Origin of the sequence: Streptomyces sp. NPDC001549, from assembly GCF_042894025.1 — a bacterium.
Lineage (GTDB): Bacteria > Actinomycetota > Actinomycetes > Streptomycetales > Streptomycetaceae > Streptomyces > Streptomyces kutzneri.
In genome coordinates this window covers 88155-109340 of sequence record NZ_JBIAVJ010000017.1, presented here as the reverse complement: position 1 = coordinate 109340, position 21186 = coordinate 88155, and the positions used below count along the sequence as shown (strand labels likewise).

Annotated in this window: 26 protein-coding genes and 1 pseudogene; 6 read left to right on the top strand and 21 right to left on the bottom strand. The window is 64.0% G+C overall.

Annotated elements, in window-relative coordinates:
- Positions 1 to 145: 145 nt before the first annotated feature.
- Both ACFY04_RS26000 and mscL read left to right on the top strand, forming a co-directional pair.
- On the top strand, positions 146 to 778 hold the full coding sequence (locus ACFY04_RS26000; RefSeq protein ID WP_389120060.1) for a hypothetical protein: 633 nt from the start codon (positions 146 to 148) through the stop codon (positions 776 to 778).
- Between the two features lie 123 nt (positions 779 to 901).
- Entirely contained in the window at positions 902 to 1396 is a 495-nt protein-coding gene (mscL, locus tag ACFY04_RS25995; RefSeq protein ID WP_389120058.1) for a large conductance mechanosensitive channel protein MscL, read from the top strand.
- A 31-nt stretch (positions 1397 to 1427) separates the two neighbouring features.
- Here mscL and ACFY04_RS25990 read toward each other — a convergent pair whose 3' ends face one another.
- On the bottom strand, positions 1428 to 1640 hold the full coding sequence (locus tag ACFY04_RS25990) for a hypothetical protein (RefSeq protein ID WP_373042075.1): 213 nt from the start codon (positions 1638 to 1640) through the stop codon (positions 1428 to 1430).
- 281 nt (positions 1641 to 1921) lie between these two features.
- Between ACFY04_RS25990 and ACFY04_RS25985 the strand changes: the two are divergent.
- Positions 1922 to 2128: pseudogene (locus tag ACFY04_RS25985) on the top strand (low temperature requirement protein A); the annotation flags it as partial.
- Positions 2129 to 2243: 115 nt separating this feature from the next.
- On the opposite strand, the gene ACFY04_RS25980 reads toward ACFY04_RS25985, so the two are convergent.
- From ACFY04_RS25980 to ACFY04_RS25970, 3 genes are all read right to left on the bottom strand, one after another.
- On the bottom strand, positions 2244 to 2438 hold the full coding sequence (locus tag ACFY04_RS25980; protein ID WP_389120057.1) for a hypothetical protein: 195 nt from the start codon (positions 2436 to 2438) through the stop codon (positions 2244 to 2246).
- 822 nt (positions 2439 to 3260) lie between these two features.
- A complete protein-coding gene (locus ACFY04_RS25975; RefSeq protein WP_389120054.1) occupies positions 3261 to 3626 on the bottom strand; it encodes a hypothetical protein in 366 nt (121 codons plus the stop codon).
- 220 nt (positions 3627 to 3846) lie between these two features.
- Positions 3847 to 4014, bottom strand: coding sequence for a hypothetical protein (locus ACFY04_RS25970; RefSeq protein WP_389120051.1), 168 nt, complete (start codon positions 4012 to 4014; stop codon positions 3847 to 3849).
- A gap of 126 nt (positions 4015 to 4140) precedes the next feature.
- Between ACFY04_RS25970 and ACFY04_RS25965 the strand changes: the two genes are divergently transcribed.
- Both ACFY04_RS25965 and ACFY04_RS25960 read left to right on the top strand, forming a co-directional pair.
- Complete coding sequence (locus tag ACFY04_RS25965; protein WP_389120048.1) at positions 4141 to 4995, top strand: Scr1 family TA system antitoxin-like transcriptional regulator; 855 nt, start codon at positions 4141 to 4143, stop codon at positions 4993 to 4995.
- Entirely contained in the window at positions 4992 to 5189 is a 198-nt protein-coding gene (locus ACFY04_RS25960) for a DUF397 domain-containing protein (RefSeq protein ID WP_389120045.1), read from the top strand. Before ACFY04_RS25965 ends, ACFY04_RS25960 begins: the two co-directional genes overlap by 4 nt.
- A 503-nt stretch (positions 5190 to 5692) precedes the next feature.
- Here the strand turns inward: ACFY04_RS25960 and ACFY04_RS25955 are convergent.
- From ACFY04_RS25955 to ACFY04_RS25910, 10 genes are all read right to left on the bottom strand, one after another.
- Complete coding sequence (locus ACFY04_RS25955; RefSeq protein WP_389120044.1) at positions 5693 to 5887, bottom strand: hypothetical protein; 195 nt, start codon at positions 5885 to 5887, stop codon at positions 5693 to 5695.
- A gap of 435 nt (positions 5888 to 6322) precedes the next feature.
- Positions 6323 to 6805, bottom strand: coding sequence for a hypothetical protein (locus ACFY04_RS25950; protein WP_389120043.1), 483 nt, complete (start codon positions 6803 to 6805; stop codon positions 6323 to 6325).
- A 166-nt stretch (positions 6806 to 6971) separates the two neighbouring features.
- The gene (locus tag ACFY04_RS25945; protein WP_389120042.1) at positions 6972 to 7223 is read right to left on the bottom strand and encodes a hypothetical protein; all 252 of its coding nucleotides are present in this window, start codon (positions 7221 to 7223) and stop codon (positions 6972 to 6974) included.
- Positions 7220 to 7396: a hypothetical protein gene (locus ACFY04_RS25940; RefSeq protein WP_389120039.1), complete on the bottom strand. Its 177-nt coding sequence runs from the start codon at positions 7394 to 7396 to the stop codon at positions 7220 to 7222. The genes ACFY04_RS25945 and ACFY04_RS25940 overlap by 4 nt, the downstream gene beginning before the upstream one ends.
- On the bottom strand, positions 7393 to 8139 hold the full coding sequence (locus ACFY04_RS25935) for a sigma factor (RefSeq protein ID WP_389120038.1): 747 nt from the start codon (positions 8137 to 8139) through the stop codon (positions 7393 to 7395). The genes ACFY04_RS25940 and ACFY04_RS25935 overlap by 4 nt, the downstream gene beginning before the upstream one ends.
- Positions 8140 to 8584: 445 nt before the next feature.
- Positions 8585 to 10441: a DNA polymerase gene (locus tag ACFY04_RS25930; protein WP_389120036.1), complete on the bottom strand. Its 1857-nt coding sequence runs from the start codon at positions 10439 to 10441 to the stop codon at positions 8585 to 8587.
- Positions 10442 to 10514: 73 nt separating this feature from the next.
- The gene (locus tag ACFY04_RS25925; protein ID WP_389120035.1) at positions 10515 to 12944 is read right to left on the bottom strand and encodes a phage/plasmid primase, P4 family; all 2430 of its coding nucleotides are present in this window, start codon (positions 12942 to 12944) and stop codon (positions 10515 to 10517) included.
- A gap of 57 nt (positions 12945 to 13001) precedes the next feature.
- On the bottom strand, positions 13002 to 13505 hold the full coding sequence (locus ACFY04_RS25920; RefSeq protein ID WP_389120034.1) for a hypothetical protein: 504 nt from the start codon (positions 13503 to 13505) through the stop codon (positions 13002 to 13004).
- A 770-nt stretch (positions 13506 to 14275) separates the two neighbouring features.
- Complete coding sequence (locus tag ACFY04_RS25915; protein ID WP_389120032.1) at positions 14276 to 14992, bottom strand: hypothetical protein; 717 nt, start codon at positions 14990 to 14992, stop codon at positions 14276 to 14278.
- Between the two features lie 135 nt (positions 14993 to 15127).
- Positions 15128 to 15277, bottom strand: coding sequence for a hypothetical protein (locus tag ACFY04_RS25910; RefSeq protein WP_389120029.1), 150 nt, complete (start codon positions 15275 to 15277; stop codon positions 15128 to 15130).
- 264 nt (positions 15278 to 15541) lie between these two features.
- Here ACFY04_RS25910 and ACFY04_RS25905 point away from each other — a divergent pair, with 264 nt between their 5' ends.
- Positions 15542 to 15985 carry a hypothetical protein gene (locus tag ACFY04_RS25905; RefSeq protein ID WP_389120027.1) on the top strand — a complete coding sequence of 148 codons (444 nt, stop codon included), beginning with the start codon at positions 15542 to 15544 and terminating at the stop codon, positions 15983 to 15985.
- Between the two features lie 213 nt (positions 15986 to 16198).
- Here ACFY04_RS25905 and ACFY04_RS25900 read toward each other — a convergent pair whose 3' ends face one another.
- The 7 genes from ACFY04_RS25900 to ACFY04_RS25870 form a co-directional block, all read right to left on the bottom strand.
- Positions 16199 to 16387 carry a hypothetical protein gene (locus ACFY04_RS25900; protein WP_389120025.1) on the bottom strand — a complete coding sequence of 63 codons (189 nt, stop codon included), beginning with the start codon at positions 16385 to 16387 and terminating at the stop codon, positions 16199 to 16201.
- A 200-nt stretch (positions 16388 to 16587) separates the two neighbouring features.
- Positions 16588 to 16782: a hypothetical protein gene (locus ACFY04_RS25895; RefSeq protein WP_389120023.1), complete on the bottom strand. Its 195-nt coding sequence runs from the start codon at positions 16780 to 16782 to the stop codon at positions 16588 to 16590.
- 47 nt (positions 16783 to 16829) lie between these two features.
- A complete protein-coding gene (locus tag ACFY04_RS25890; RefSeq protein WP_389120020.1) occupies positions 16830 to 17306 on the bottom strand; it encodes a hypothetical protein in 477 nt (158 codons plus the stop codon).
- Positions 17307 to 17419: 113 nt separating this feature from the next.
- The gene (locus ACFY04_RS25885; protein ID WP_389120019.1) at positions 17420 to 19306 is read right to left on the bottom strand and encodes a hypothetical protein; all 1887 of its coding nucleotides are present in this window, start codon (positions 19304 to 19306) and stop codon (positions 17420 to 17422) included.
- A gap of 173 nt (positions 19307 to 19479) precedes the next feature.
- The gene (locus ACFY04_RS25880; protein WP_389120017.1) at positions 19480 to 20079 is read right to left on the bottom strand and encodes a hypothetical protein; all 600 of its coding nucleotides are present in this window, start codon (positions 20077 to 20079) and stop codon (positions 19480 to 19482) included.
- Positions 20080 to 20106: 27 nt separating this feature from the next.
- A complete protein-coding gene (locus ACFY04_RS25875) occupies positions 20107 to 20325 on the bottom strand; it encodes a hypothetical protein (RefSeq protein WP_389120015.1) in 219 nt (72 codons plus the stop codon).
- Positions 20326 to 20375: 50 nt separating this feature from the next.
- Entirely contained in the window at positions 20376 to 21149 is a 774-nt protein-coding gene (locus tag ACFY04_RS25870; protein WP_389120012.1) for a peptidoglycan-binding protein, read from the bottom strand.
- Positions 21150 to 21186: the final 37 nt, after the last annotated feature.

The following is a 21186-nucleotide window of genomic DNA, read 5'->3' as shown; positions in this document are numbered from 1 at the left end:
GGCTGACTCGTGCGGGTGACGGGGTTGTCCACAAGCTGGGGATCGTCCACAGGCGCCGACGGGATTTCCGGGGAGGCCGGATCGTGAGATGTGTCCGGGCGCCGGGTCCGGACACAGCAACTCCCTCGGTCTGGTGGTGTTCGTCATGTCCCGTACTTCCGCGGCCCCTTCGGTCCGCTCCGCCTCCTCCGCCTCCTCCGCCCCCTCCGTCTCCTGCACCTCCTCCGTCTCCTGCACCTCCTCCGCTTCCCGTGCCGCCCTCGCTCCCGCCGCGTGCGCGACGTCTTCCGCGTGTCCCCCCGCACGCCCGGTCCCGCCGTTCCCGCCGCTTCGCGTGGGGCGGGGCGGGGACCGGCTGCGCCGGGCCGTGCGACGGCGGCGACGGGCCGCCTCGGCCGCGCTGGCCGTGGTGGCGGCGGCCGTGGCGGTGGGCGGGACGGAGGCGCAGGCCTCGCGGGGCGCCGCGCGGCCCGAGGTGCGGGCCTCTCAGCGTGCGGCGCCCCCCGCCGCGGTGCGGATGGTGTCGGCGCCCGTACGCATCGCCGACGCGGCGACGGTGCGGCTGCTGCGGCCCGGGGACCGGGTGGACGTGGTCGCGGCGGAGCGCACCGGGCCGCCCAGGGTGGTGGCCTCGGGGGTGCTGGTCGCCGAAGTCCCCGATCCGGACGGGGGTGTTGCGGACGGTGGGGCGCTGGTGGTGCTGTCCGTTCCGCGGGATACCGCGCCGGGTCTCGTGGGCGCCGGCGCAACGACGCGGCTGGCGGTGACGTTGTGCTGATTCGCACACACGGCCAGTCAATTCACTGCAAGGAGGGGGCCGATTGGACACTCCGCGCCTGGACTGCCGTAGCTTTCGGAACCGTTGGCTCCGTGTTCGGTAGATGTGAAGAGAGGCTCAGTGGTGAGCGAGAAGAAGAAGGAGAGCGTGCTGGCAGGCTTCAAGGCCTTCCTGATGCGCGGCAATGTGGTCGACCTGGCGGTGGCCGTGGTCATCGGCGCCGCGTTCACGAGCATCGTGAACTCGGTGGTCAAGGGGATCATCAGCCCGGTGGTGGGCGCCGTCGGCACGAAGAGCCTGGACGGCTACAAGTCCTGCCTCAAGGCTCCTTGCGCCATCGGCCCGGACGGCCAGCCGACGGGTGTGGAGATCCTCTGGGGCTCGGTGCTGAACGCGACGCTGACCTTCGTCATCACCGCCGCGGTCGTGTACTTCCTGATGGTGCTGCCGATGTCGAAGTACCTCGCCAAGCAGGAGGCCCGGCGCAAGGCGAAGGAAGGTGTCCAGGAGGTCGTCGAGATCACCGAGCTGGAGCTCCTGAAGGAGATCCGGGACGCGCTGGTCGCACAGCGTGGCGGTGGCGGCACGTCCCCCACCGGTCCGCGCAACGGTTTCTGACCTCTCCGGCCTCTCCGGCCGCCCCGGCCGGTCAGACGTGGTGCGGGGGCTTCTCGTCGAGGAAGCGGGCCAGGTCGGCCGCGCTTCCGCCGGCGGGCGGCCGCTCGCCCCAGCCGTGGTCGGTGTCGTCCGAGGACTGCTGGTCCAGCGGGTCGTCGAAGACCAGCCTGGGCTTCGGCCGCGGCTTGTCGGCCTCGGGGGCGGTACGCGAGGGCTGCGGGTCGGGGGCGGGGGTGCTGCTCATGCCTCCAGGGTACGGCCGCCCTCTCCTCCACCCCGGCCCCCGCCCTGTCCGCCGGACCGATCCGGCGGGGCGCCCCGGCTCCGAGGCGGGCGCAGGACCACCGGCACACCGCCGGGCACCCGGCACGGAGGCCGATGCGGGGCCGGTCACGGCGCCCGCCTCCGTCCGCGAACGCTCAGGCCGGGCCGCAGGCCGCGCCTCGCATCCGCCCGGGGCACACGGGCCCGGCGGGCCGCGCGTCCGCCCTGCCGGAGGTCCCTGCCTCTGGTCTCCTGGCCGGTATGGCCTACTCCCCCATGACTGCTCGCAGTCCCGACGAGCTCCACCGTGCCGCCACCCCGCTGGAGCTGTTCTTCGACCTCTGCTTCGTCGTCGCCATCGCCCAGGCCGGCGCCCGGCTGGTGCACTCGCTCGCGGAGGGCCATCCCGGCGCCGGGGTGGTCGGCTACTTCCTCGTCTTCTTCGGCGTGTGGTGGGCGTGGATGAACGCTGCAACACGTTGATGTGAGCCTACCGTCTGCCCTGGTCAGCGTGCCAGGAAAGCAGGAAGCCCCGCCTGTCTGCGAAGGGGGCCGCAGACAGACGGGGCGGGTCAGTGGCTAGTCAGCCGCCGGGGTTACAGGCGGAGCACCCGACTTTAAAGGGCTCTTTCGTCACGTGGTTCACCATGACGATGTGCCCCAAGCCTGAACAGTTGGTGCACGGTTTCAGGCCGCCACGGCGTGCGGCTTCTTGGACCGTGCTGACGAAGAACTCGATGACGTCGGCCTGTTCCGGGTCGTGCCACTCTTCACGCATGTAACACCCCTCCTGATGACGAGGGTTCCCACGGTACGCGCCCGGCGGGTGCCTGAGAACGTGGCAAGCCCATCCGGTCCCGTGCCGGTTCCGCCGCACGACGGGCAGTCGATCCGCATGGGTATCCCGTCCGGCCCCATGACCTCCCTGCCGCCCTGTCCGCCGCACCCCTGGCAGTGCATTGCCGTGACGGTGAGGGGCTGACGGACGGTCGGGAGTTCGACAAGGCGGTTGTCCGCGTTCCGGCCGGACCCGCCACAGGCCCCGCAGGAACCAGCGTCCTTGTACTGGCCCGTTTCCGGGTCCACGTAGACGGTGCGTCCAGCACCGCCACAGTTCGTACAGCTCGCACTCATCTGCATTGACACTCCTATGGGTTCGGAAGTTCGGGACCCGCCCGGTTGCTATTTGGAGCGGCGGCAACCGGGCGGGGGTTAGGCCCGCCCCTGCCGGGACTACCTGATCCGTGGGGAAGCACGTTTCTCGGTTTCATCCGGCAGGGACGGAATCAGTGGAAGCGCGAGGCGCTGGCCAGAATCCTGAAATCGGGGGTATAGCACCCCGTGGGGAGTTCGGCGAAGTAGAGCCTTGACCGGCCGTCGTGCTTGCCCCAGAAGGCGACGAGCCAGCCGTCTGGAATCTCTCGCAGCGACATGGCGTGCAACTGGTCTCGGTTATGCGACGGCAACGCGCATGTCAGCATCTTGGGGACGGGGCCGTCATATCGGTTCGTCTCGGGGTGGCAGCGGCGGGAAAGCTCTGCCTGGTGCGTCCGCCACCACACCGTGGCCGCACACATGCTGTGTCGGGCCGTTCGGAGACTCACCGCCGCATCACCAGCGTTGCCCCCAAGAAGAGGCCGATGGACCCGCTGATCATGATGATGGTGAGCGGACCAGTGAAGGACGCCACGTAGTCGTAGGCGCGGCGCGTTGCCGACCGGCGCTTACGCACTCGACGCACGGGACCTTGCATGGCCGGATTGCTTCCGACGCGGGTACGCGGCGCGTCAGCCTTCCATCCATGAACGGCTTCAATTTCCGGGACCTTGTCCGCGCATGTGGCGAGAAGGCCGGGGAGTGCGCCTTCTATGGTCCGCGCGTCCTTGTCCGCAAGGATGCTAAGGAATCCGGCGTCAAGCTCCGCGCGCTGATCTGCCGTGAACCGGGGCACGTCTTCTGTCCTCACTAGTGGGTCCTTTCATGCCATGCCGTCGCCACGTCTCGGTACGTGGCGTAGGTGAGATCCCCCGGGTTGGCATCCCAGTTATCGCCACCCCCAACCGGACGGATGCGGAGCTTCCCGCCCACGGGCCCCAGGACCCGCCCTACGCGGCCGGTAGCGCCGTCCACGACCGTGTCACCCTCTTCCGGGTCGGCAGGGTGCGGACGGGCCGTCTCAGGGGCGTTCACGGCAGCCGCCGGAGCGCGTAGAGGGTCCGTACGAGTCCCCACACTTCGCGGTCGCGGGAGATCAGGGGCACGTCGAGCCAATCGGGCCGCTTACCCCGCCGTATGGCTTCGGCCAGCGCTGCCGTGCCGTCCGCGATTCCGGGGGTTCTGGTGTTGCTGGTCATGGGCGGGTGCCTACCCCTTCGCTCTGTCGTCTGGTCAACAACCTTGCGTAGTGCCAGGGTTGTGCTCAGCGCTCCCAGCGACTAGGGGTGTCGCCTTAACAACGGCGAAGTTAAGGGCGGATGCATATGACGATGGAAAATGACCCAGGACAGCCGGACGCGTCAGCGTCTCTGCTCGCCTTCTTCGGCAGGCAGGTGCTCAAGCAACGGACCGAACGCGACTGGTCCCAGCAAGAGTTAGCGAAGGAGGCGCACACGACCGGCGCCATGATCAGCTACGTAGAGAACGCCAAGCGCGTACCGCCCATCGAACTAGCGGGTGACCTTGACGCAGCGTTCAAGACCACGTTCTTTACGGAGTTCCATCCGCTGGTTGTGCGGTACGCCTACCCGACATGGTTCCTGCCGTTCATCGAGCTTGAGCGCGACGCGGTAAGGCATCGGGTGTTTGAGTCTCAGATCGTCCCCGGGCTTCTTCAGACGGAGGAGTACGCGCGCGCGATGCTGGCAGCCGTCCGCCCGGACAACCTTGATGACCTTGTTGCCGCCCGACTGTCACGGCAAGCGATCTTGGAACGGGACACCCCGCCGCACACCTGGTTCATCATGGATGAGCAGGCACTACGCCGGACGATAGGAGGTCCGGCCGTCATGGCAGCGCAGCTTGAACACCTGCTACTTGCCGGGCAGGCGCCCCGCACCGTGGTCCAGGTGATGCCGGAGAAGGTCACGGCACATCCGGGCCTTGCAGGCCCCTTCACGCTCCTCAGCTTCGACCACGGCGGCGCCCCCAAGGTTCGGGAAGCGAAGCCGCCGCATGACGTGCTGTACGTCGATGGGTTCTCCCAGGGACGCACGGCCCTAGAAACGGCTGAGGTTATGGCGGCTGGGCACGCCTATGATCTGCTCACAAGTTATGCCCTGTCGCCGGACGAGTCTGAAGACCTGATCCGCGACCACTTGAAGGGATTGACGGCATGAGCACCGCAAGCAAGCTGCCCGTGCGCTGGCGTAAGTCGAGCTACAGCACCAACGGCGGCAACTGCCTTGAAGTCGGGGAGGGGCTGGCCAATGTGGTTCCCGTCCGAGACAGCAAGGTCACTGACGGTCCGGTCCTCATGGTGTCGGCTGACGCGTGGTCGCGTCTCGTCGGCCTGGTCCGCGCGGACGGCTGACGCTGCACGACTTCCTACCTGAGCCCCGCCACTCCACCCCCTTCGGAGCGGCGGGGCTCTCTGCTTACGCTCTGTAAAATTTTGGGCTCCAGCCGGCGAAATCCGCAGGGGTAAAACGGACATGCCGGGCGCCGCGGATTAACGCACGGTGATCATGCGTAGGACGGCGACGGCTGGCCCGTGTCGGGTCAGGCCGGAAGGACTCAGGGGGGCGCTCCGGCCCTGGGGGGTGCGGGTGCTGGCGTTGGAGTCGGCCACGGTTACGGGGGCCGTCTGCGGGCGCTCAGGGGCCGCTACAGGGGCTATGGGGCGGGTGACGGGGCCGAGGGCGGCTAGCCACGCGAGACAGCCGTAGACGGCCAGCGCGGCAAGCCCGAAGGCTAAGAGATGGTGTGAGCGGTAGTGCATGTGAACCCCCCTGGTTCGTCCGGCCGTTGCGGCCGGGGCGGTGCGTCGCTGCAAGTGCGGCGGCTTCTCCTGTTGAGTCGTCGGACGGATGGGTGTTAGGCGGTTTCGGGGTGGACGTGTTCGCCGTAGTCGCACGCTGACCACGCGGTGCCCGGGTAGGGCAGGTAGGCGCCGGTTTCGGGGCTGACGTACCACTCAGCGCCGCCTACCAGGTCTCCCCCATCGACGGAGCGGACCAGGACCCGGAAGCCGTCGTACCGGCCCTTGGGCAGGACTCGCGACGTCAGCAAGCCTTGCGCTCTGACCACTCCCCCGATGTCTTCGCAACTCACGATCTTCTCTTCCCCCAATGGCGACGGCAGGTCCGTGCACGGCCCCCAGCTCAGACGGTTCTCGCCCAGCGTTGGCACCATGACAAAGACCCACACATCCCCCGTACGGTCCGTAACCATGCGATAACTCTCGCACAACCTTTCGGCCACTGGAAGCGCATATCCATGCGGCATCCACACCCCCTTACGTACCTAGACAAGCCATGGCGCGTTTGGGTTGTAGCGCTCTGAGCTGCGGGTTTAATCCTGCCTTGAGGTACTGACATGTGACCCACGTCACAAAGTAGTTGAACGGTCACGCATAGCTATGCGTCATGGACATGCAAAAGCCCCCCACTCGAACCGAGTGAGGGGCTGTCAGGCTTTCGAGCAGTAACGCACGTGCGTTGCTGCCTACTTCAAGGCTTCAACCGCACTGAGGAACGCTTCCCCGCCTTCCTGGTCCAGCGGGTTGAATGGCGTTCCGCGCCGCAACGCTTGGTCGGCCAGCTCGGCAATGCCGGTCAGTACGGCAAGCGGAGCGGTAAGGGTCAGATCGTCGCGCCCGCTTGCCGTCCGTGACGCGATCCAGGCTGCACGCATGGCGCGCGTCATGTCGGAATCGTGCTTCAAGTCGGTTTCGGTGGGGTTCATGAGCCGCGTAGCTTCGAACCAGTTGCCGAAGGCCCAAGTGACCGGCACGGAGAATGCGCGGGCCATGGCCAGACGCTCGGGGGTGAGTGTGGCAATCCACGTCTTCCCCCGACGCTCATACAGGGCATCAAGCACGTATTCATGCACGGTGACGAAGCCTGCCGCTTCAAGCGCGCGGATAACCGTGATGCTGAACCCTCCGCCTTGAGCAACGCTTCCCCCGTTGCGGTGAAGGTGTCGCACGCAAGTGAGTTGAGTCTCTGTCAGCCCTGCCACTACCCCGCCTCTCACTATGAACCTGTTGTCGGCAGACGCTACACCCCGCCATCCCGCAGGAGCAATAGCGCACGTGCGCGATTGCCTCAACACAAAGAGCCCCCGCCGGAGCGGGGGCCCTGTCTCGATGCTGCTACCAGGTTCGGGGAGATGCGCCCCCAAGCGTGGCCGTGCGGAACGGCGAACGGTCCTCAAGCTCGACAGCCTTCGCCGCTTCAATCAGCCACGCGGCAAGGTTGCGCGCTTCGACCGGGGACAGCTTCGCCCTGTCGCTCGGTACAGCAAGGCTGAGCGTGCGCGGTTCACGGTCGTTGTGCCATGCGATTACGCGTCCCCCATCCCTGGCTGTCAGCGTCGCCTTCGTCTCACGCGATACGTTCATCATGCGTGTGCCCCCTCATGGTTGATATTCAGGCCAAGCAGTAGCCGAACAGATTCGGCGTAAGTCGTGTGCACGGTGGCCGTGGTCGCCCCTGCCGGATTGCGCAAGTGGAGATCCACGTAGGCGCCCGTGCGGATTACCTCAACGGTGCCGCCGTCGCTGGTTGCGTACTTCACGCGGTCTGCTCCCAGAGTTCGGCAAAGCGGATCTTGGCCTTGTTCCGGGTGATGCGGATTTGGTCGTACTGCAAACCGTGGTCGGCAGCCAGTTCGGCGTCACGCTCGGTGCCGTAGTAGCTGACCGGCACAATGCCTGTCAGCGCCATAAGGATTGTGTTCTGATCCCAGCTCATCCGGCGGAGCGTCTGGCGTACGCGAATGCTGGTCTGCTTGCGCCGTTCCCGCTCGAAGTCGCTGGGCTCAAGAAGGTCCGCAGGAACCTCTTCCTGCTGTGCCAGCGTGTCAGCGAGCGTGAACGTCTCGCCCGTGTCGCCGGAACCCAGCGGGGCGTCAAGGTACTCAAGACCTTGCCAGCTCAGCCGGGCAGCGTAGGCCGTATCGGCGCTGAGCCTGCGGTCCCCCAGGACTTCCGGCATGGTCGCCATGCGTTCGGCTTCGTACGGGTCGCCACCGGCCATGGACAGGGCCGACTCAAAGGCGGCAGCCACGGAGCGGGAAACCCCTTGTCGGGTCTCTTCCTTTCGGGTGTCACTCATGACGCCCTTAAGGGTCCGGTCCACGTAGGTGAAGAACTCAGCCACGGTGGTACCGGAGAAGCGTGACAGGCATTCCCAGACGGCTATGCGGCCCGTCTGGGCAAGGTCTTCGGCAAGGCTGGAATCTGTCCGCCCGCCACCGGTCGCATACTTCCAAGCCAACTGGTTGATGCGTTCTTCGGTGGCCTGCACGACTGCCGACACGGCTGCAAGGTCATTGTCCTTAGCGGCGGCAAGCTGGGATTCAGAGAGGGATATCAAGGAGTGCTCCGCGTGTTCCTGGGCTGGTTGCACTCCCGTGGGGAGCGCAAGGGTTGCCCGGGAACGGGGCAGAGCACGCGCAAGACCGAAGGGGCCGAAGCCTCTTAAGCGAAGTAAGAATTCAGGGCATGACAATGCCCCGTCCCGGATCGCTCGGACGGGGCTTGCGCATTGCCTTCGCCGTTGCTGGCGCCTACTTAAGAACGGAAAACAGGCGGCAACAACGGGGTTGATGTGGGGTTAGACCGTTGGTCTTTTGGATGGTTGTAGAACGACTCCTATTCGGGATTCCAGCCATCCCCAGTGACGAGAGGGATGAGACCCGTCTCATTACTGGGGATGACTAAGTCACGGAAAGGTCACGAGCAATAACGCACGTGCGTTACTGCTAGAAATCGGCACCATAGAGAGAGCCCCAGGACCGTCCGCCGATATCGGCGCTGGCGACGATGGGCACTCCAAACAGGTCCATGGTCATTGCCTTCTCGAATTCGCGGGCAATCTCCTTGGCGTGTGCCGCCGGAGCTGACGCGAGAATTTCGTCATGGATAGGCAAGCGCATCAGGTCACCCAATCCGGCCGCTTCGGCATTCAGCATGGCCTGTCCCAGCAGGTCCCTTGCCGCGCTTTGGCACTGGTAATTCACCACGGCGTAAGTGCGGTCGCGATCCAATGGCATGCGCCGCCCCGTGGCGGACACAGTGACCATTTCGGTAGCGCGGGCTTCCCGCTGCCAGCGCACGGACGCACGCTTGATCTCAGGGAATGCCCGGTCATACTCCGCGAAGGCGCGCGCCATATCCTCTTCCGGTGCGCCTGTCTGGCGGGCTGCGGTAGCGACTCCTCCCCCGTAGACCTTCGAGAATCCGGCCCCCTTGAATACCTTCCTGTCTTTCTCGTCGGCAGCCAATCCCTTGATGAGTCGGGCAGTAAACATGTGAATGTCAAAATCACTGCCGCCCTGCCGGAAGCCCTCCTTCATTCGCCGCACATCGGCCAGCGCTGCAAGGACACGCATTTCAACAGCCTGGAAGTCCGTACTGATCATTACGTGGCCTTCGTCGGCAAGAAGGCAACGGCGGATCATCTGATCCGAAGACGGCAGGGTTTGAAGCGCCGGACGGGTCACACTCATACGTCCCGTGCGTGCGGCCAAACTCTGCACATTCGGGTGCACCCTGCCACCCTGGTCCACAGTCTCTAGGAACGTATCCGCGTAGGCTGAGCGCCACTTACCGGCACGCTTCGACCTTAGTACGGATTCGGCAAGCGGGTTGGGTGCGCGCACTCCTAGGCGCTTCCACTGCAAATCCATGTCAGCCATGGCAAGCAGAACAGCTTTGTCTACCTTGAGCGCGCCCCCGGCCGTGCGCTCCGTCAGCTCTTCACCCATGGCTAGAAGGGCTTCGGAAATCTGCCGGTTGGAGTTGACCGAATCGACGCCGTACCGTGCAGCCTTCTCGGCGTGCGTGTATGCCTCTTCGCTCAGCGCCCCATCTAGGTCACGCGTGTACGGCTCATCAAGGACCATGCCCCGGCGTTGCATAAGCGCGCACAGCCTTGATATCTCGTGCTCGTACTCAACCAGCCGATCACGCACACCCAGCGTGGCAAGCGCGTCATTGAGGCAGGGGTATAGCCGGGCCGTGAACAAGACGTCAAGACCGGCGTAAAGGTTGTAGGTGGGATGGTCTAGGTCGATGCCCGCGAAGCCGGTTGACTTCGTGAACCCGAGCGACCGGAAGACCGCCGTAAGGTCGCCTTGCGTGTCCGGCGCCGTCCGGTCCACGTAATAGGCGGACAGGGGCTTGAGTCCGGCGCCAACTCCCCCTTCCTGGGGCTGCCTTGGATCTATGAGCCTTGCCATGACGGATGTGTCTCGGGTGCGGGGTGCCAGCTCTTCAACGGGAATGCCCGCATGCTGGTCTAGGACCAGCCAGTCAAAGGCCGCATTGTGAATGAGAAAGCGGCGCGTCTTCGTGAGCACCCGAAGGGCTGCACGGCGGAAGTGTCCGCCACGCTCCCAGTGGATTACCCACGCGTCGTCAACGTCTCCGAATTGCACGGTCCGAAGGCGGTAGCCCTCAGAGAACACGTCGAGACCTGTCGTCTCTGTATCCAGGGCGATCGGTCCGCGCGCGTCAGCGCTTTCCGCCCAGGCTAGGAACTCATCTAGCTCCGCCGGAGTGGCAGGGACGTGTACGCGGGTTATGTCGTCGGCAATAGGGTGCCGGTAGGTCAACATGCGCTTCCCCCTAGAACGCAAGGGGACCAGTAACGCACGTGCGTTACTGGTCCCAACGGGCAAGCGGGCATGGCTACTTGGCGAAGATGCCGGGGCCGGTCGGCTTAGCCGTGGCTTCACGGACGCCGACCAGGACCACGCCCTTACTGGACGTCTTCCGGCTTAGGCCACGCTCTTCCATGGCCGCGTAGAAGGTGCGTCGGGTCCAGCGCTCCCGACTGGGAAGGTTTTCCGCTTCACACCAATCCAGGTAGATGGAAAACATGTCGTTGCCGTTGATCGAATGACTGTCGTCGGCAGGCTCGACTACGCCAGGGAAGAAACCCGCCAGCGCGTCACTGGTCTCGCGATAGTCCTTGCTGGCGCGGAGAATCACGGACGGGTCATTGAGTCCGTCACGGTGCCAGGCAACGGCGCCACGTACCGCCCATGCGGCAATGCCTTCGGCTTCGGCCATGAGCTTGGAATCAAGGTCGTGATCCCGCTCATTCGGGGCGAACCACCGCTTGAACGGAATCAGCTTGACCCGTCGCCAAAGCCCTTCATCCTGTCCGCGAAACCTGGGCTTATGGTTCGTCGCCAACAGAAGAAGGAAGGTCGGCTTGAATTCAAAGAATTCCTGCCGGAGGAACCTTGCGCTGATGACGTCCTTGCCAGTAACGCGCTTGAGTACGGCTTCACTCATGGGCTTGCCGGACTCACCCTCACTCGCCATGACAAGGCGGCTTCCCCTGAGTGCGGCAATGTCGTTGGGGATGCCGCCTGAACCCTTTTCCTCAAAGGTGGCGAACGGCGTGGTCTTGGCAATGGAACGGAAGACGTGCGTGAGAACGTCGGTCAGAACCGACTTCCCGTTAGCGCCCTTCCCCCAGAGAACGGCGAAGCATTGTTCCGCCGTGCTGCCGCTGATTCCGTAGCCGACAAGCCTTTGAATGTAGGCAGGCAGGTCCGCGTTATCGGGGAAGATTTCAGTGAGGAATTCTTCCCAGCGTGGGCATGTGGCGCCGGGCTGGTAGTCGAGATCAAGTGAGTACGTCAGCATGTCGGCCTTGTCGTGCGGCTTTATCCGGCCGGTGCGAAGGTCTACGGTGCCGTTCTTGAATCCCAGGAGTTCCGGCCGGTTGTCGAATTCCGATGCGTCCACGTGAACGTGGGGCACGCTGCGAAGTTCCGTCATCAGCGCGTCAATGCGTGTGGTCATGGTGTAGCCGCGCGCCTTCTGAGTTTCTCCGGCGAGAACCAGGGCGGCACCCATGCGGTGAATCTCTTGCCGGATCTTCACCTCAGAGCGCTCCCAGACGGACCCGTTCCACACGTAGAAGCCAAGTCCGGGCGCGTACTTGATCCGGCCGTCCGACCACGCGAAGAGTGCGTGTGCGTTCATGGCGTCCGTCTCGCCGTACCGGCCGATAAGTCCGGCCAGAATGCGGGCGGCTTCGCTGCCCTGGTCCCGGCTGACGACGTCGGCGCCGGTCTTGTCGGTCAGCTCCGCCGATACGGCTTCGGCCTTCGCAGTGTCGGAATCCTCAACCGGTCGGGCGGCACTGACGGCATCGTGAAGTTCCGCCGGGAACTTCTGCGGGTCGCGCCCCCGCCAGTCAGTCAGGTCATCCCCCGCGTGAGGAATGGGCAGCGCGTAAACGGTGATCCCGTACGCCTTGAGCCCTTCGGCAAGCCGCCGGTTGAACGTCTGCCCGGCCGGGTCGTTGTCTCCGGCAGCAATGACCTGAGTCCCCTTGAGTCCTTCGGCCAGCTCCGCCAGGAGTTCCGGACTACCGGCCAGCGCGGCACCCCGGATGACTACGGCGTCATACCCGACAGAAACGGCTGTAAGGCCGTCTCCGGGCCCCTCAGAGACGATGGTGACCCCGTAGCCGGACTGACCCCGGAACACCCCGTAGGAAGCCCAGCGCTGACCACGTGGATTCATGACGGAAAGCCAGCGCCCGGGGCACTCTCCGCTGAGGTCTCGCCCCTGTAGCCCACGGGGCACGCCCCGGAAGTCGAAGAGCGGAACGGTCAGCCGGGGGAACTTCGTGAATGCCTTTGAGAGGAACGGGAAGTTGCCCGTTGCACTGCCATCGTCGGCCCCAAGTTCAAGATCAGCGGCAAGGTCATCGTCTACGCCGAACCGGTCCGCCATGTACGTGCGGGCGGTAGCGCCTACTTCGCTGGTGAAGTCGAAGAGCATGCCGGACGCACGGTCAACGTAGGCGGCAAGGGCGGCAGTTGGACCCGCGCCTACCAGGGTGGGGCGCTCACGCGGGACGGTAGCCCCGGGGCCGGACGCGTTGAAGAGGTCTGACCATGTAAGCCCAGCGGCCTTGACCACGTCCTCATTGGGGCAGCCAGCGCGACAGGTGAAGCGGACCTTGCCGTCTTCGCCCCGCCAGATACGGAGGGACGGACGGCTATCCCCGTGTCCGGGACACAATGCGAGATAGCCGCCGTCAGCCTCGTCGCTCACCTCAGAGAAACGGGCAAGCACTTCCTTGAACTGCATTGGCAATCAACTCCCTTAGTCCCTCCCCGGGGAGCGCAAGGGTTGCCAGCCGATCACCTATCGCGCGTCGCGCACGTCGGCAAGCAGTACGCCGAATGCCTCAAGGTCCGTAGTCATGTACCACTTGCCGGTATCAAGCCCGCGCAATGACGGTGTGAACGCGTACCGCTCAGCGAATGCGCGGGAGTTGAGCCCTACCGATCGGCGCACCCTGGTCCAGGTCCGAATGCCGAAGTGGACCTTGCCGCGCCGGACGCTTTGCCGGGCAACCTTGACGACTGCCACGCCGTACGGGAAGCCTGCATTCCTAGCCTCAACTTCGGCTTGCCGCAAGAAGGTTGGAACGCTGGCCTTCTTGACGTTCTTACATTCCAGTACAAACGGAACGGCGTGAACGTCGCCAACGTCGGCTGCACCTTCCTGAGCGGGTCGGCGCACATTGTGCGGGTCGAACGGGTCAAGGAACTTGCCGTACTCATTCACCACGCCGGTAGCCGCATTGAGGTAGTTCCGTACATCACTTTCCCACTGAGTCCCCTTCACCTTGTTCGGGTTAGCCACGTCGCCCCCCAAGCAAGGCAGCCCCAGCCAGGAAGCCGACGTTGAACATCAGCCATCCCACTAGAAGCGCGATCACTTGCACCCCCAGCGTGCGTCAGCACCACGCCGGACGGCATGGGCTACAGCGGCCAAGTACCGGCACCAGTCCGTCCGTTGGAGAACATCAGGGGCGAGCCACACCGTGTCACCCCTGCCCATCTGCCGTACGTCCCCCAGCGCGGGGGCAGCGTCGGCCCGTATCTCTCTGTCCATGTCTCCCCTTCGCAATAACGCACGTGCGCTATTGGGTACGCGAAAGGGCCGGACGGCCCGTGTGGGTTCCGTCCGGCCCTGGTAGCTGCCGCCTAGTTGCTGGTAGCGGCTGGCATGACTAGCCGCGTGTGCTCCGCACTGATCCACTCCGGGCGCATCGTCTTGCGCTTTGCGAAACCGGATTCCGTGCCGGTCGGCTGCACCTTGAGCATGGGCCGTAGCCGCCCGTCCACCAGCTTGGCCGTGGCCTTGAGGATCAGAGCGTCAGACACCCGCACTCGGTTGCCCTGCCGTGCCGCGTAGGCAATCAGGTCCCCCGGATACAGCTCTTCCCCCGCATAGTCCGTGATGACTCCACGCTTACCCAATGTCCGCCCCCTCTTCGTCATTGACGCCGAACCGGCGCCTTCGTTCGCTGATTACCGCCTTGCGCTCAAGTGGCGCGAACTCCCACAATGGGGAGCGGATCACGTCGTCCGGCATAGCTCGAAGACGTGCCCGAAGTTCCGCCCCCACGGTTAGCGCTCATCTGCAATGGCATCGTTGTATGCCTTGAGTACGTCAATGACAGGCTTGACGTAGCTGACGTTCCGCCCCTTGTTCGGGCCCTTCTTGACCGTGTACTCAACGAGTTCAAGGGACAGGTCAGCCAGCGCCGGACCGCCAACGGCATTCAGTGCGTTCTCATACTCGTGAAGCACGCTCGCCAGCATCCAGCTACCGGACTGGAACTTGAACTTGCCCAGCTCCGTGTCATCGGCCAGCCGGAACGTGATGCTGATGGACGGTGCCGGACCGATGAAGTCCTTAGCCGCCTGCTTACGCTCCGCGAAGAGTTCCGGGCAGCCGCACGACTTACCCGCCTTCTCTTCGGGGGAAAGGAATTCGGAACCGTCACAGTGATGTACAAGCTTGTTTCGGTTCCACAGCTTCATGTCCGCGTAAATCGCGTCCGCCCCGTCCAGCACGACAGGGATAGACGACTTGTCCGTGAAGACGTCGATAAAGTTCTCTGCCGCACTGTCAGTCTCGATCGGCTCACCGCCAAAGAGCTGTGCAACCGACTGAGCAACCACCGGGTCACCGGTAGAGATCCGCCACTCACTCAGCGCCTCAGGTACGCCGTCCACCTGTCGGCCAGAGTGGAACTTGCCGACCGTGTCATCCGAGAAGCTGACTCGCTCCTTCGGCTTCGCGTTCGGGTCGGTGTCGAAAATGGTCATCTTGTTCGCCATGCGAATAGCCCCCTGTTGAAACGATTGAACGAGAGGCGGGGGCAAGGGGTGCGGAGCAATCGCGCACGTGAGTTACTGCCCTTCCGGCCTTGCGCCCGCCTCTTCTGAATGGCCTAGAGCGCGGGTGTTACCCGCCTACTTGGCGCGGCGCTGAGTGCCGGTAACGAGCTTCCCCGCGCTCTTCGCGATGGCCCGCCCGATGACCGTCTTAGAGACGTCCCTGTCCCAGTTGAAGACCTTGCGCAGAGTCAGGAAGAAGGAGAAGACCTCGGGGTCAATGCGCACGGGCTTGAATGCCCAACCTTCCGGCGTGATGTGGAGTACGGCGGCGCCATCAAACTCCGGCATGGGTTCCGTGCTGCCGTCCGGCGCGATGATCAGTTCCGCATTCGCGTAGGCGCTCATCTGTAGCGCCACATCCGGATAGGTGTCCTTGCTGGTCTTCCAGTCCACCATCAGAAGGTGGGGAGTTCCGGACCGGTCCGGCGTCGGCATACCCTCTTCGTCCAGCCAGACAGTGAGGACAGCATCAAAGGAACCGGCATAGCCGTGTACGTCCGACCATGCGATATCTTCCGCGCGGACAAGGGCAGGGTTTACCGCCTCAAGGAACTCGGCGAAGTGAATTCGGTACGGCTCAAGGTCCGGATGAACCTTGCCGACGAACTCACCCCGGACCATGCGCTCAAAGAGGTCATGGGCATTGCTGCCGACGTCGGCGCGAATCTTCGTGTACCGGCGTGCGGCACCCTTGAGATAGTCGATTGCTCCCTGTCGGTCCCGCTCCGCCATGTGTGCGACGAAGGGCAGCGAGTCAACGGCCAGTTCGGCCGTCATCTTGGCGTACCAGAAAGTCAGGAATGGCTTCGGCAGCATCGACACGACGGACGTAACGCCAGGGTGCTTGATCTCAGGCTTGTCCGGGTGGATATAGAAGCGGCTGCCGCTCCGCTGGATGGTGCGTACGCGTCCCACGCGTTCCCCCTTGGCTAGGTGATGACACCCAGTGGGGAGCGTGAGGGTTGCAAGGGCCCTGTACGCTCGCCTGCGGGCATAAGGGGGCCCCCGGGCCTCAGGGTGCCGGGGGGTGCCTGCCAGGCCCTTAGGGGGCCGCTCAGGCAATCACGCACGTGCGTTATTGGTCGGCGCACGACGAAGCCCCCGACCCTTGGGAGAGTCGGGGGCTGGTCGGCGTTCCGCCGTTGGCTAGGCGGAGTAGTTCAGAAGCTCCACCTTCTCGTCAACCTCCAGGATGGCGGGGCGTCCGGTGCCGGTCCCTACCGTGACAACGCCGTCGTACATGTCCACATCGACGGAGTGGACTACTGCGACCCCATCGGCGTTCGCGATGACGTCCCCGTAAGTCAGGTCCTTCGCTGTCTTGCTGGTGACCATTTCCGCTCCCTCATGTCGGCGTGTTGTGGTCCGACTATGGGGCCAACTCTCCAGCCACGTCAAGGAGTTCGGGAACATGAAAAGCGGATCGGTGGCAATGAGCGTGAGCGCCCGCCTGCGGGCATGAAGAAGCCCCGCCCGACCATGGGGGCCGAACGGGGCTGAGAGGCGCTTAGGCGGGCGGCTAGGCCCCTTGTCGTCTACGCCGGGTCGTCGCCGCGCCAGACGCCATAGAGGCGGAAGCGCAACGCGCCCAGCGCTACAGCTTCGGCGTCGGTCTCGCCCCGCTCCTTGCGCAACCTGTCTTCTCGCTCAGCCATCGAACGAGCCAGGAACCTGAATTCCTCCGGCGTCAGATCAACCGACAGGGTGCATGTTCCGTCTTCATTCAGCATGTTCCCTCTTCCCCTTGAGCAATAACGCACGTGCGTTGCTGGTTTGCCTACTGCTGGGATTGCTTGCTTGCCGCCGTGGTCAGCGCCAGCGCGATACGGCGCCACGCCTCACCCTCTTCACCCTCTTCGGATGTGCCGCGCGCGTGAGCAGCTAGCGCGAGTCGCCCGAAGTCCTCTTCCGTCATGACTACCGGGAACAGTGCGCGCATCCCGCCCCGCTGACCTTCGCGGGCAGCATGGTCTTCCCAAAGCTGGAACTTGGCTTCACCCCGAGAGAAGGTGTCGTTGCCCTCATCCGACTTTTGCCCGTCGAGCCAGTACAGCCATTGCTTCACCCTCCCGCTCTGGCCTGTCATCCTGCCGCCCCGGTTATCTTGGATATCCGGATAGAAGCTTTCGATGTACCCAATGAGGGTGCCGCCGTCCCACGCTTCGTACCTCGTGTGATTGGCGCGCATTGAGCCTGCCTTTATGCTCGCAACCTTCTTGAGCTTGAGGTGACTTCCCGGCCGGTCGTCTGCCATTCTCTCCCCTTCCCCCTGAGCAATCACGCACGTGCGTTACTGGTTGGCCTACGGGGAAGCCCCCGCCCTTACTGTGAAGAGTCGGGGGCTTCCCGGGGTGACCGGCTGGCCGATCAGATTTCGTTGATTTCCTTGCGGATGGAAGCGAGAAGGGCAATCAGCTCATCCTTCTTGTCTTCCTTTGCCTTCTCGTCTTCGATCTTCTTGACTTCGGTAATGAGCTTGTGGAACGCGTTCTTGGCGCGCTTCTCCGGGTCGGCAGCCTTCGCGTCCTCAGCCGGGGCACTGAGCGACGCGTCCGCTTCTTCCTGCGTCATCTCGCCAGCCTCAACAGCTGCCGTCAGCTCAGCCTTCCGGCGGGAGTCAATGGCGCGCTTCTGCTTCTGCTCTTCGCCACGCGTCAGCGTGCGCAGCTTCTTGCCCTTGGCTTCGTAGTAGGCGAAGACGCGCTCAGACCACTTGATCGGGCGCTTCTCCATGATGACCTTGCCGTCATCGCCCTTCTTGGGGAGAAGCGCGTCATCAAGGACCGGCGCCTCAATCTCGTGCCCCTCCGGGAACATCTCAAGCGCGTTGGCGAACTTGGCGCGCTCAACCTCAAGGGCTTCCTTCTGCTCCTTGTAGTCGTCGGCCTTCTCGTCAGGCTCGATGTCCAGCGCCCGAACCCAACGAACCTGCACGTTGTGCATGGCACGCTGAGCGTCGGTCTTCACGCCTTCAATCTTGTCACGGACGATGTCCGCATCCGTGTCCGTGCCCATTTCGGGAAGTCCGGCTTCAACGGCCTTGTAAAGGCCGGTAACAGAGTCACGGGTGATCTGCTGACGGGCACCCAAGTCCGGGTCCCCATCCTTGTCCGTGCAGTTGGTCCGAAGCTTGAAGTTGATTTCAGCAACCTCGGTGCCAGCCTCAAAGGACTTCTTCGCGGCGGCCTTGACCTTCTCGACTCCCAGAGCGTAAAGCGCGGGAAGTTCCTTGATGTCCTCAAGGCTCTTCGTAGCGAGGTTCACCACCTCAGCCTTCGGCGCGGCCTTCGCGGCCTTGTCGGCGTCCTTCTTGGCCTTCTCGGCATCCTTGACAGCCTTCTCGGCGTCAGCGCGAAGGCTGGCCTTGAGACCGGCGGCGCCGGTGCCGGTGATCGCTTCGGTTGCCGTCTTGATCTCTTCGCGCAGTTCGGTAACAGCGTCGGCCTTGCCTTCGGCAATGAGCGACGGAAGCCGTTCGATGCTCGCCCGGATCTCCTCAGCGGCCTTGCTCTGGTCGGCCTTCGTCATCTTCGGTGCAGCGGTAGCGGCCACGGTGGCAGTCTCCTCGTTGGTGGTGTTCTTGCGGGTAGCGTCGGTAATCAGTCCGGCTTTGGTCGCCAGCCGACGAACGGCGGACGCGTCGCTAGCGTCCAGCTCACTGTCAGTCTCGACAGGGGTAAAGACACGCTTGGCAACCTTGCGGCCAAGTCCGGGAATCTCAACCATCTCTTCCGAGATGACTACGGGTCCGGTCGGTACAACCTTGCTGCAACGGGCGCACAGTTCAAAGTCGGGCTTCTGCTCACGAGCGAGACCAAAGGAGCGAAGGGGGGCTTTCGCGGCAAGGCCGCAAATGGCTACATGCTTCCCACCCTGGAACTCAATAGCGTGCGGCGTGCCGCTTCCGTTAATTCCGCCAATCATGACGTCACCACGAACTTCGGACATCTTGAGCTTGGTAGCCATGCGGCCCCCCTCTTCCTTCTTCTGGTCGGCTTCTGCCGCAAGCTGAGCTTCGGCAGCTTTCTCGCAGGTCTTGCACAGCTTTCGTCCACCCTTGCGGGCGCCTTCAAGAGCGTCGGCCAGCGAGCCATAAGACGCGCCGTCCGCGAAGCGGTAGCGGGTAAGAGAGCCGCAAGCATTCTCGGCGTAGTAGGAGACGTGGTCCCCCATGTCCTTACCGTCACCCGTGGTGCGGACAGTGAGTCCACCGATGTGGTTCGTGGTCCGGTTGTACTTGACCGTGTAGCTCACTGCCAGCCCCTCCCCTTCGACCGTGCCCCTTGCGGTGCGTTGCGTGATCAGAATGGCACACGCGCGCCCCCACGCGCAAGGCAATCACGCACGTGCGTTATTGCTCCAACGCAAGAAGCCCCCTACCGGCCGCGTTGGCAGGTAGGGGGCTCACTCGTTCGGGTGACGTTTGCTCAGGTCAGCGCGTCGGCAAGGGTGTTGAGGTATGCGGCGGTGCCTACGTTGGCAATCGTCGCATCGGTCGGGTAGTCGTCTAGTGCCGTCTCACTCTCATGTGTGGCTTCCGCATCGGAGTAGCCGGGCCGCGTGATGCGGACCAGTTTGAAGCCCCGCACGCGCAGTGCCTCAGCTTCGTTCGGGTAGCGGCAATCTGTGATCACTACGGGCAGGTTCCATGTGTCGGCCACGGTGACCTTGTCCAGTGCCAGCCCCAGCCAGAAGCCCGCGTCTTGTTCCCGTACGGCTTGACCGGCGAGCTGTAGCGTGCGGCGCACCTCAGGGAACTTGTCCTTGGCTACCTCCCAGCCGTACCGCTGAACAACGGCACTAAGGCGCGTCGGCAGGGGACCGTATCCGGAAGGCTCATAGGCAACGATCGGGTCAACGCCCAGCGCAACAGACTTGAGCGGGTCAGCGAAGGCGACGCGGGTATAGGCGAACCGGCTGACCAGCCGTGCGGCCACCGTGTCCTTGCCAGAGCGTGCGCGGCCAATCAATGCGATGTGCGGGTGCCCCATGGGTTCAACTCCCGTGGCTTGTGGGATCAGTTCCACTCACCACGGGAGCGTGACCGTTGCCGCCTACTGAATGCGGTGCCGTCCGCCGAACTCAGCGGCCAGACGGGCCGACTCAGTCTTACCGTCCTCAAGGCGCTGCACAGCCTCACCGGTACCCAGGGCAGCCGCCGCAAGACCCAGAATCAGCGCCGTCGGCAGGGTCGGCAGGTAGTGAGCCACTAGAGCCAGTACGGCAACCAGTACGGCATAAAGGCGGGTCGAGTGAGCCTTAATGAAAGTCATGAATCAATCTCCTGTTGTGAGTGGTGGGCAATAACGCACGTGCGCTACTGCTAGGAGCGGGGTACGCGGAGCGCATCCCACGTGGTCTTGCCCGGCGGCCACGTTGCAGCCGAACCGGTGAATCCCTGCTTGCGCTGCCAAGCCTCATAAGAGGCCACGTCACCGGACCCGATGACATCGGGGTCAGCGCTGGACTTGTACCGGTTGCAGCCAACGACAATCAGCCGATCCCGCATGGCCTTGACTACGGGGCTCTTGCGGCCCTTCGTGAACCATCCGGCGCCCGGGAACGCGACATACTCGGGGACCGGCTGTACGGGCTTCTGAGCGCCCCACTTCGGGTCAGCGGACACGATGCCCTCAGCGAATGCCGGGTAGCCGTAGCCGTACACGTACGCGTCCCGGCGGGCGCGCTTCTGGCGATAGACCCCGTCGCCCTGGGCTGAACCCCGGTCGTTCGTGTTTCCCTCGTAGGTGTAGATGTAATCGGCGTCGTAGTTGTAGACGATGCCGGTGTGAGTGCCGCCCCCGGAACCGAAAAAGACCTGAGCGCCGATTGCCGGGTATTCGCTGAACCGGCCCTTGGCCTTGAACCACTGAACGCCCGTGTAGCAGGAGGCGGTTCGCGGGTACAGGTCCGCCACTTCCGCAGTCATAGCAACCCAGCTAACCCACGTGGCACACCATGCCTGCCAGTCGGACCACTCAAGACCAGGAACGGCCGGAGAATACTTCTGCTTGTTGTTCCAACTGCCGTTGGAATACCCCTCGTGATATCCCACCTCAGCCTCAGCGATATTGAGAACGCGCTCAACAGTGTTCATGTGATCTCCATTCATGACGAAGCCCCATCCGAGTACC

Bases quoted from the DNA above. Each gene is read 5' to 3' on its own strand.
- ACFY04_RS25980 (WP_389120057.1), bottom strand. From the start codon at position 2,438: ATGCGTGAAGAGTGGCACGACCCGGAACAGGCCGACGTCATCGAGTTC.
- ACFY04_RS25960 (WP_389120045.1), top strand. From the start codon at position 4,992: ATGAGCACCGCAAGCAAGCTGCCCGTGCGCTGGCGTAAGTCGAGCTAC.
- ACFY04_RS25875 (WP_389120015.1), bottom strand. From the start codon at position 20,325: ATGACTTTCATTAAGGCTCACTCGACCCGCCTTTATGCCGTACTGGTT.
- ACFY04_RS25990 (WP_373042075.1), bottom strand. From the start codon at position 1,640: ATGAGCAGCACCCCCGCCCCCGACCCGCAGCCCTCGCGTACCGCCCCC.
- ACFY04_RS25870 (WP_389120012.1), bottom strand. From the start codon at position 21,149: ATGAACACTGTTGAGCGCGTTCTCAATATCGCTGAGGCTGAGGTGGGA.
- ACFY04_RS25965 (WP_389120048.1), top strand. From the start codon at position 4,141: ATGACGATGGAAAATGACCCAGGACAGCCGGACGCGTCAGCGTCTCTG.
- ACFY04_RS25970 (WP_389120051.1), bottom strand. From the start codon at position 4,014: ATGACCAGCAACACCAGAACCCCCGGAATCGCGGACGGCACGGCAGCG.
- ACFY04_RS25930 (WP_389120036.1), bottom strand. From the start codon at position 10,441: ATGTTGACCTACCGGCACCCTATTGCCGACGACATAACCCGCGTACAC.
- ACFY04_RS25895 (WP_389120023.1), bottom strand. From the start codon at position 16,782: ATGCTGAATGAAGACGGAACATGCACCCTGTCGGTTGATCTGACGCCG.
- ACFY04_RS25925 (WP_389120035.1), bottom strand. From the start codon at position 12,944: ATGCAGTTCAAGGAAGTGCTTGCCCGTTTCTCTGAGGTGAGCGACGAG.
- ACFY04_RS25945 (WP_389120042.1), bottom strand. From the start codon at position 7,223: ATGATGAACGTATCGCGTGAGACGAAGGCGACGCTGACAGCCAGGGAT.
- ACFY04_RS25915 (WP_389120032.1), bottom strand. From the start codon at position 14,992: ATGGCGAACAAGATGACCATTTTCGACACCGACCCGAACGCGAAGCCG.
- ACFY04_RS26000 (WP_389120060.1), top strand. From the start codon at position 146: ATGTCCCGTACTTCCGCGGCCCCTTCGGTCCGCTCCGCCTCCTCCGCC.
- ACFY04_RS25900 (WP_389120025.1), bottom strand. From the start codon at position 16,387: ATGGTCACCAGCAAGACAGCGAAGGACCTGACTTACGGGGACGTCATC.
- ACFY04_RS25890 (WP_389120020.1), bottom strand. From the start codon at position 17,306: ATGGCAGACGACCGGCCGGGAAGTCACCTCAAGCTCAAGAAGGTTGCG.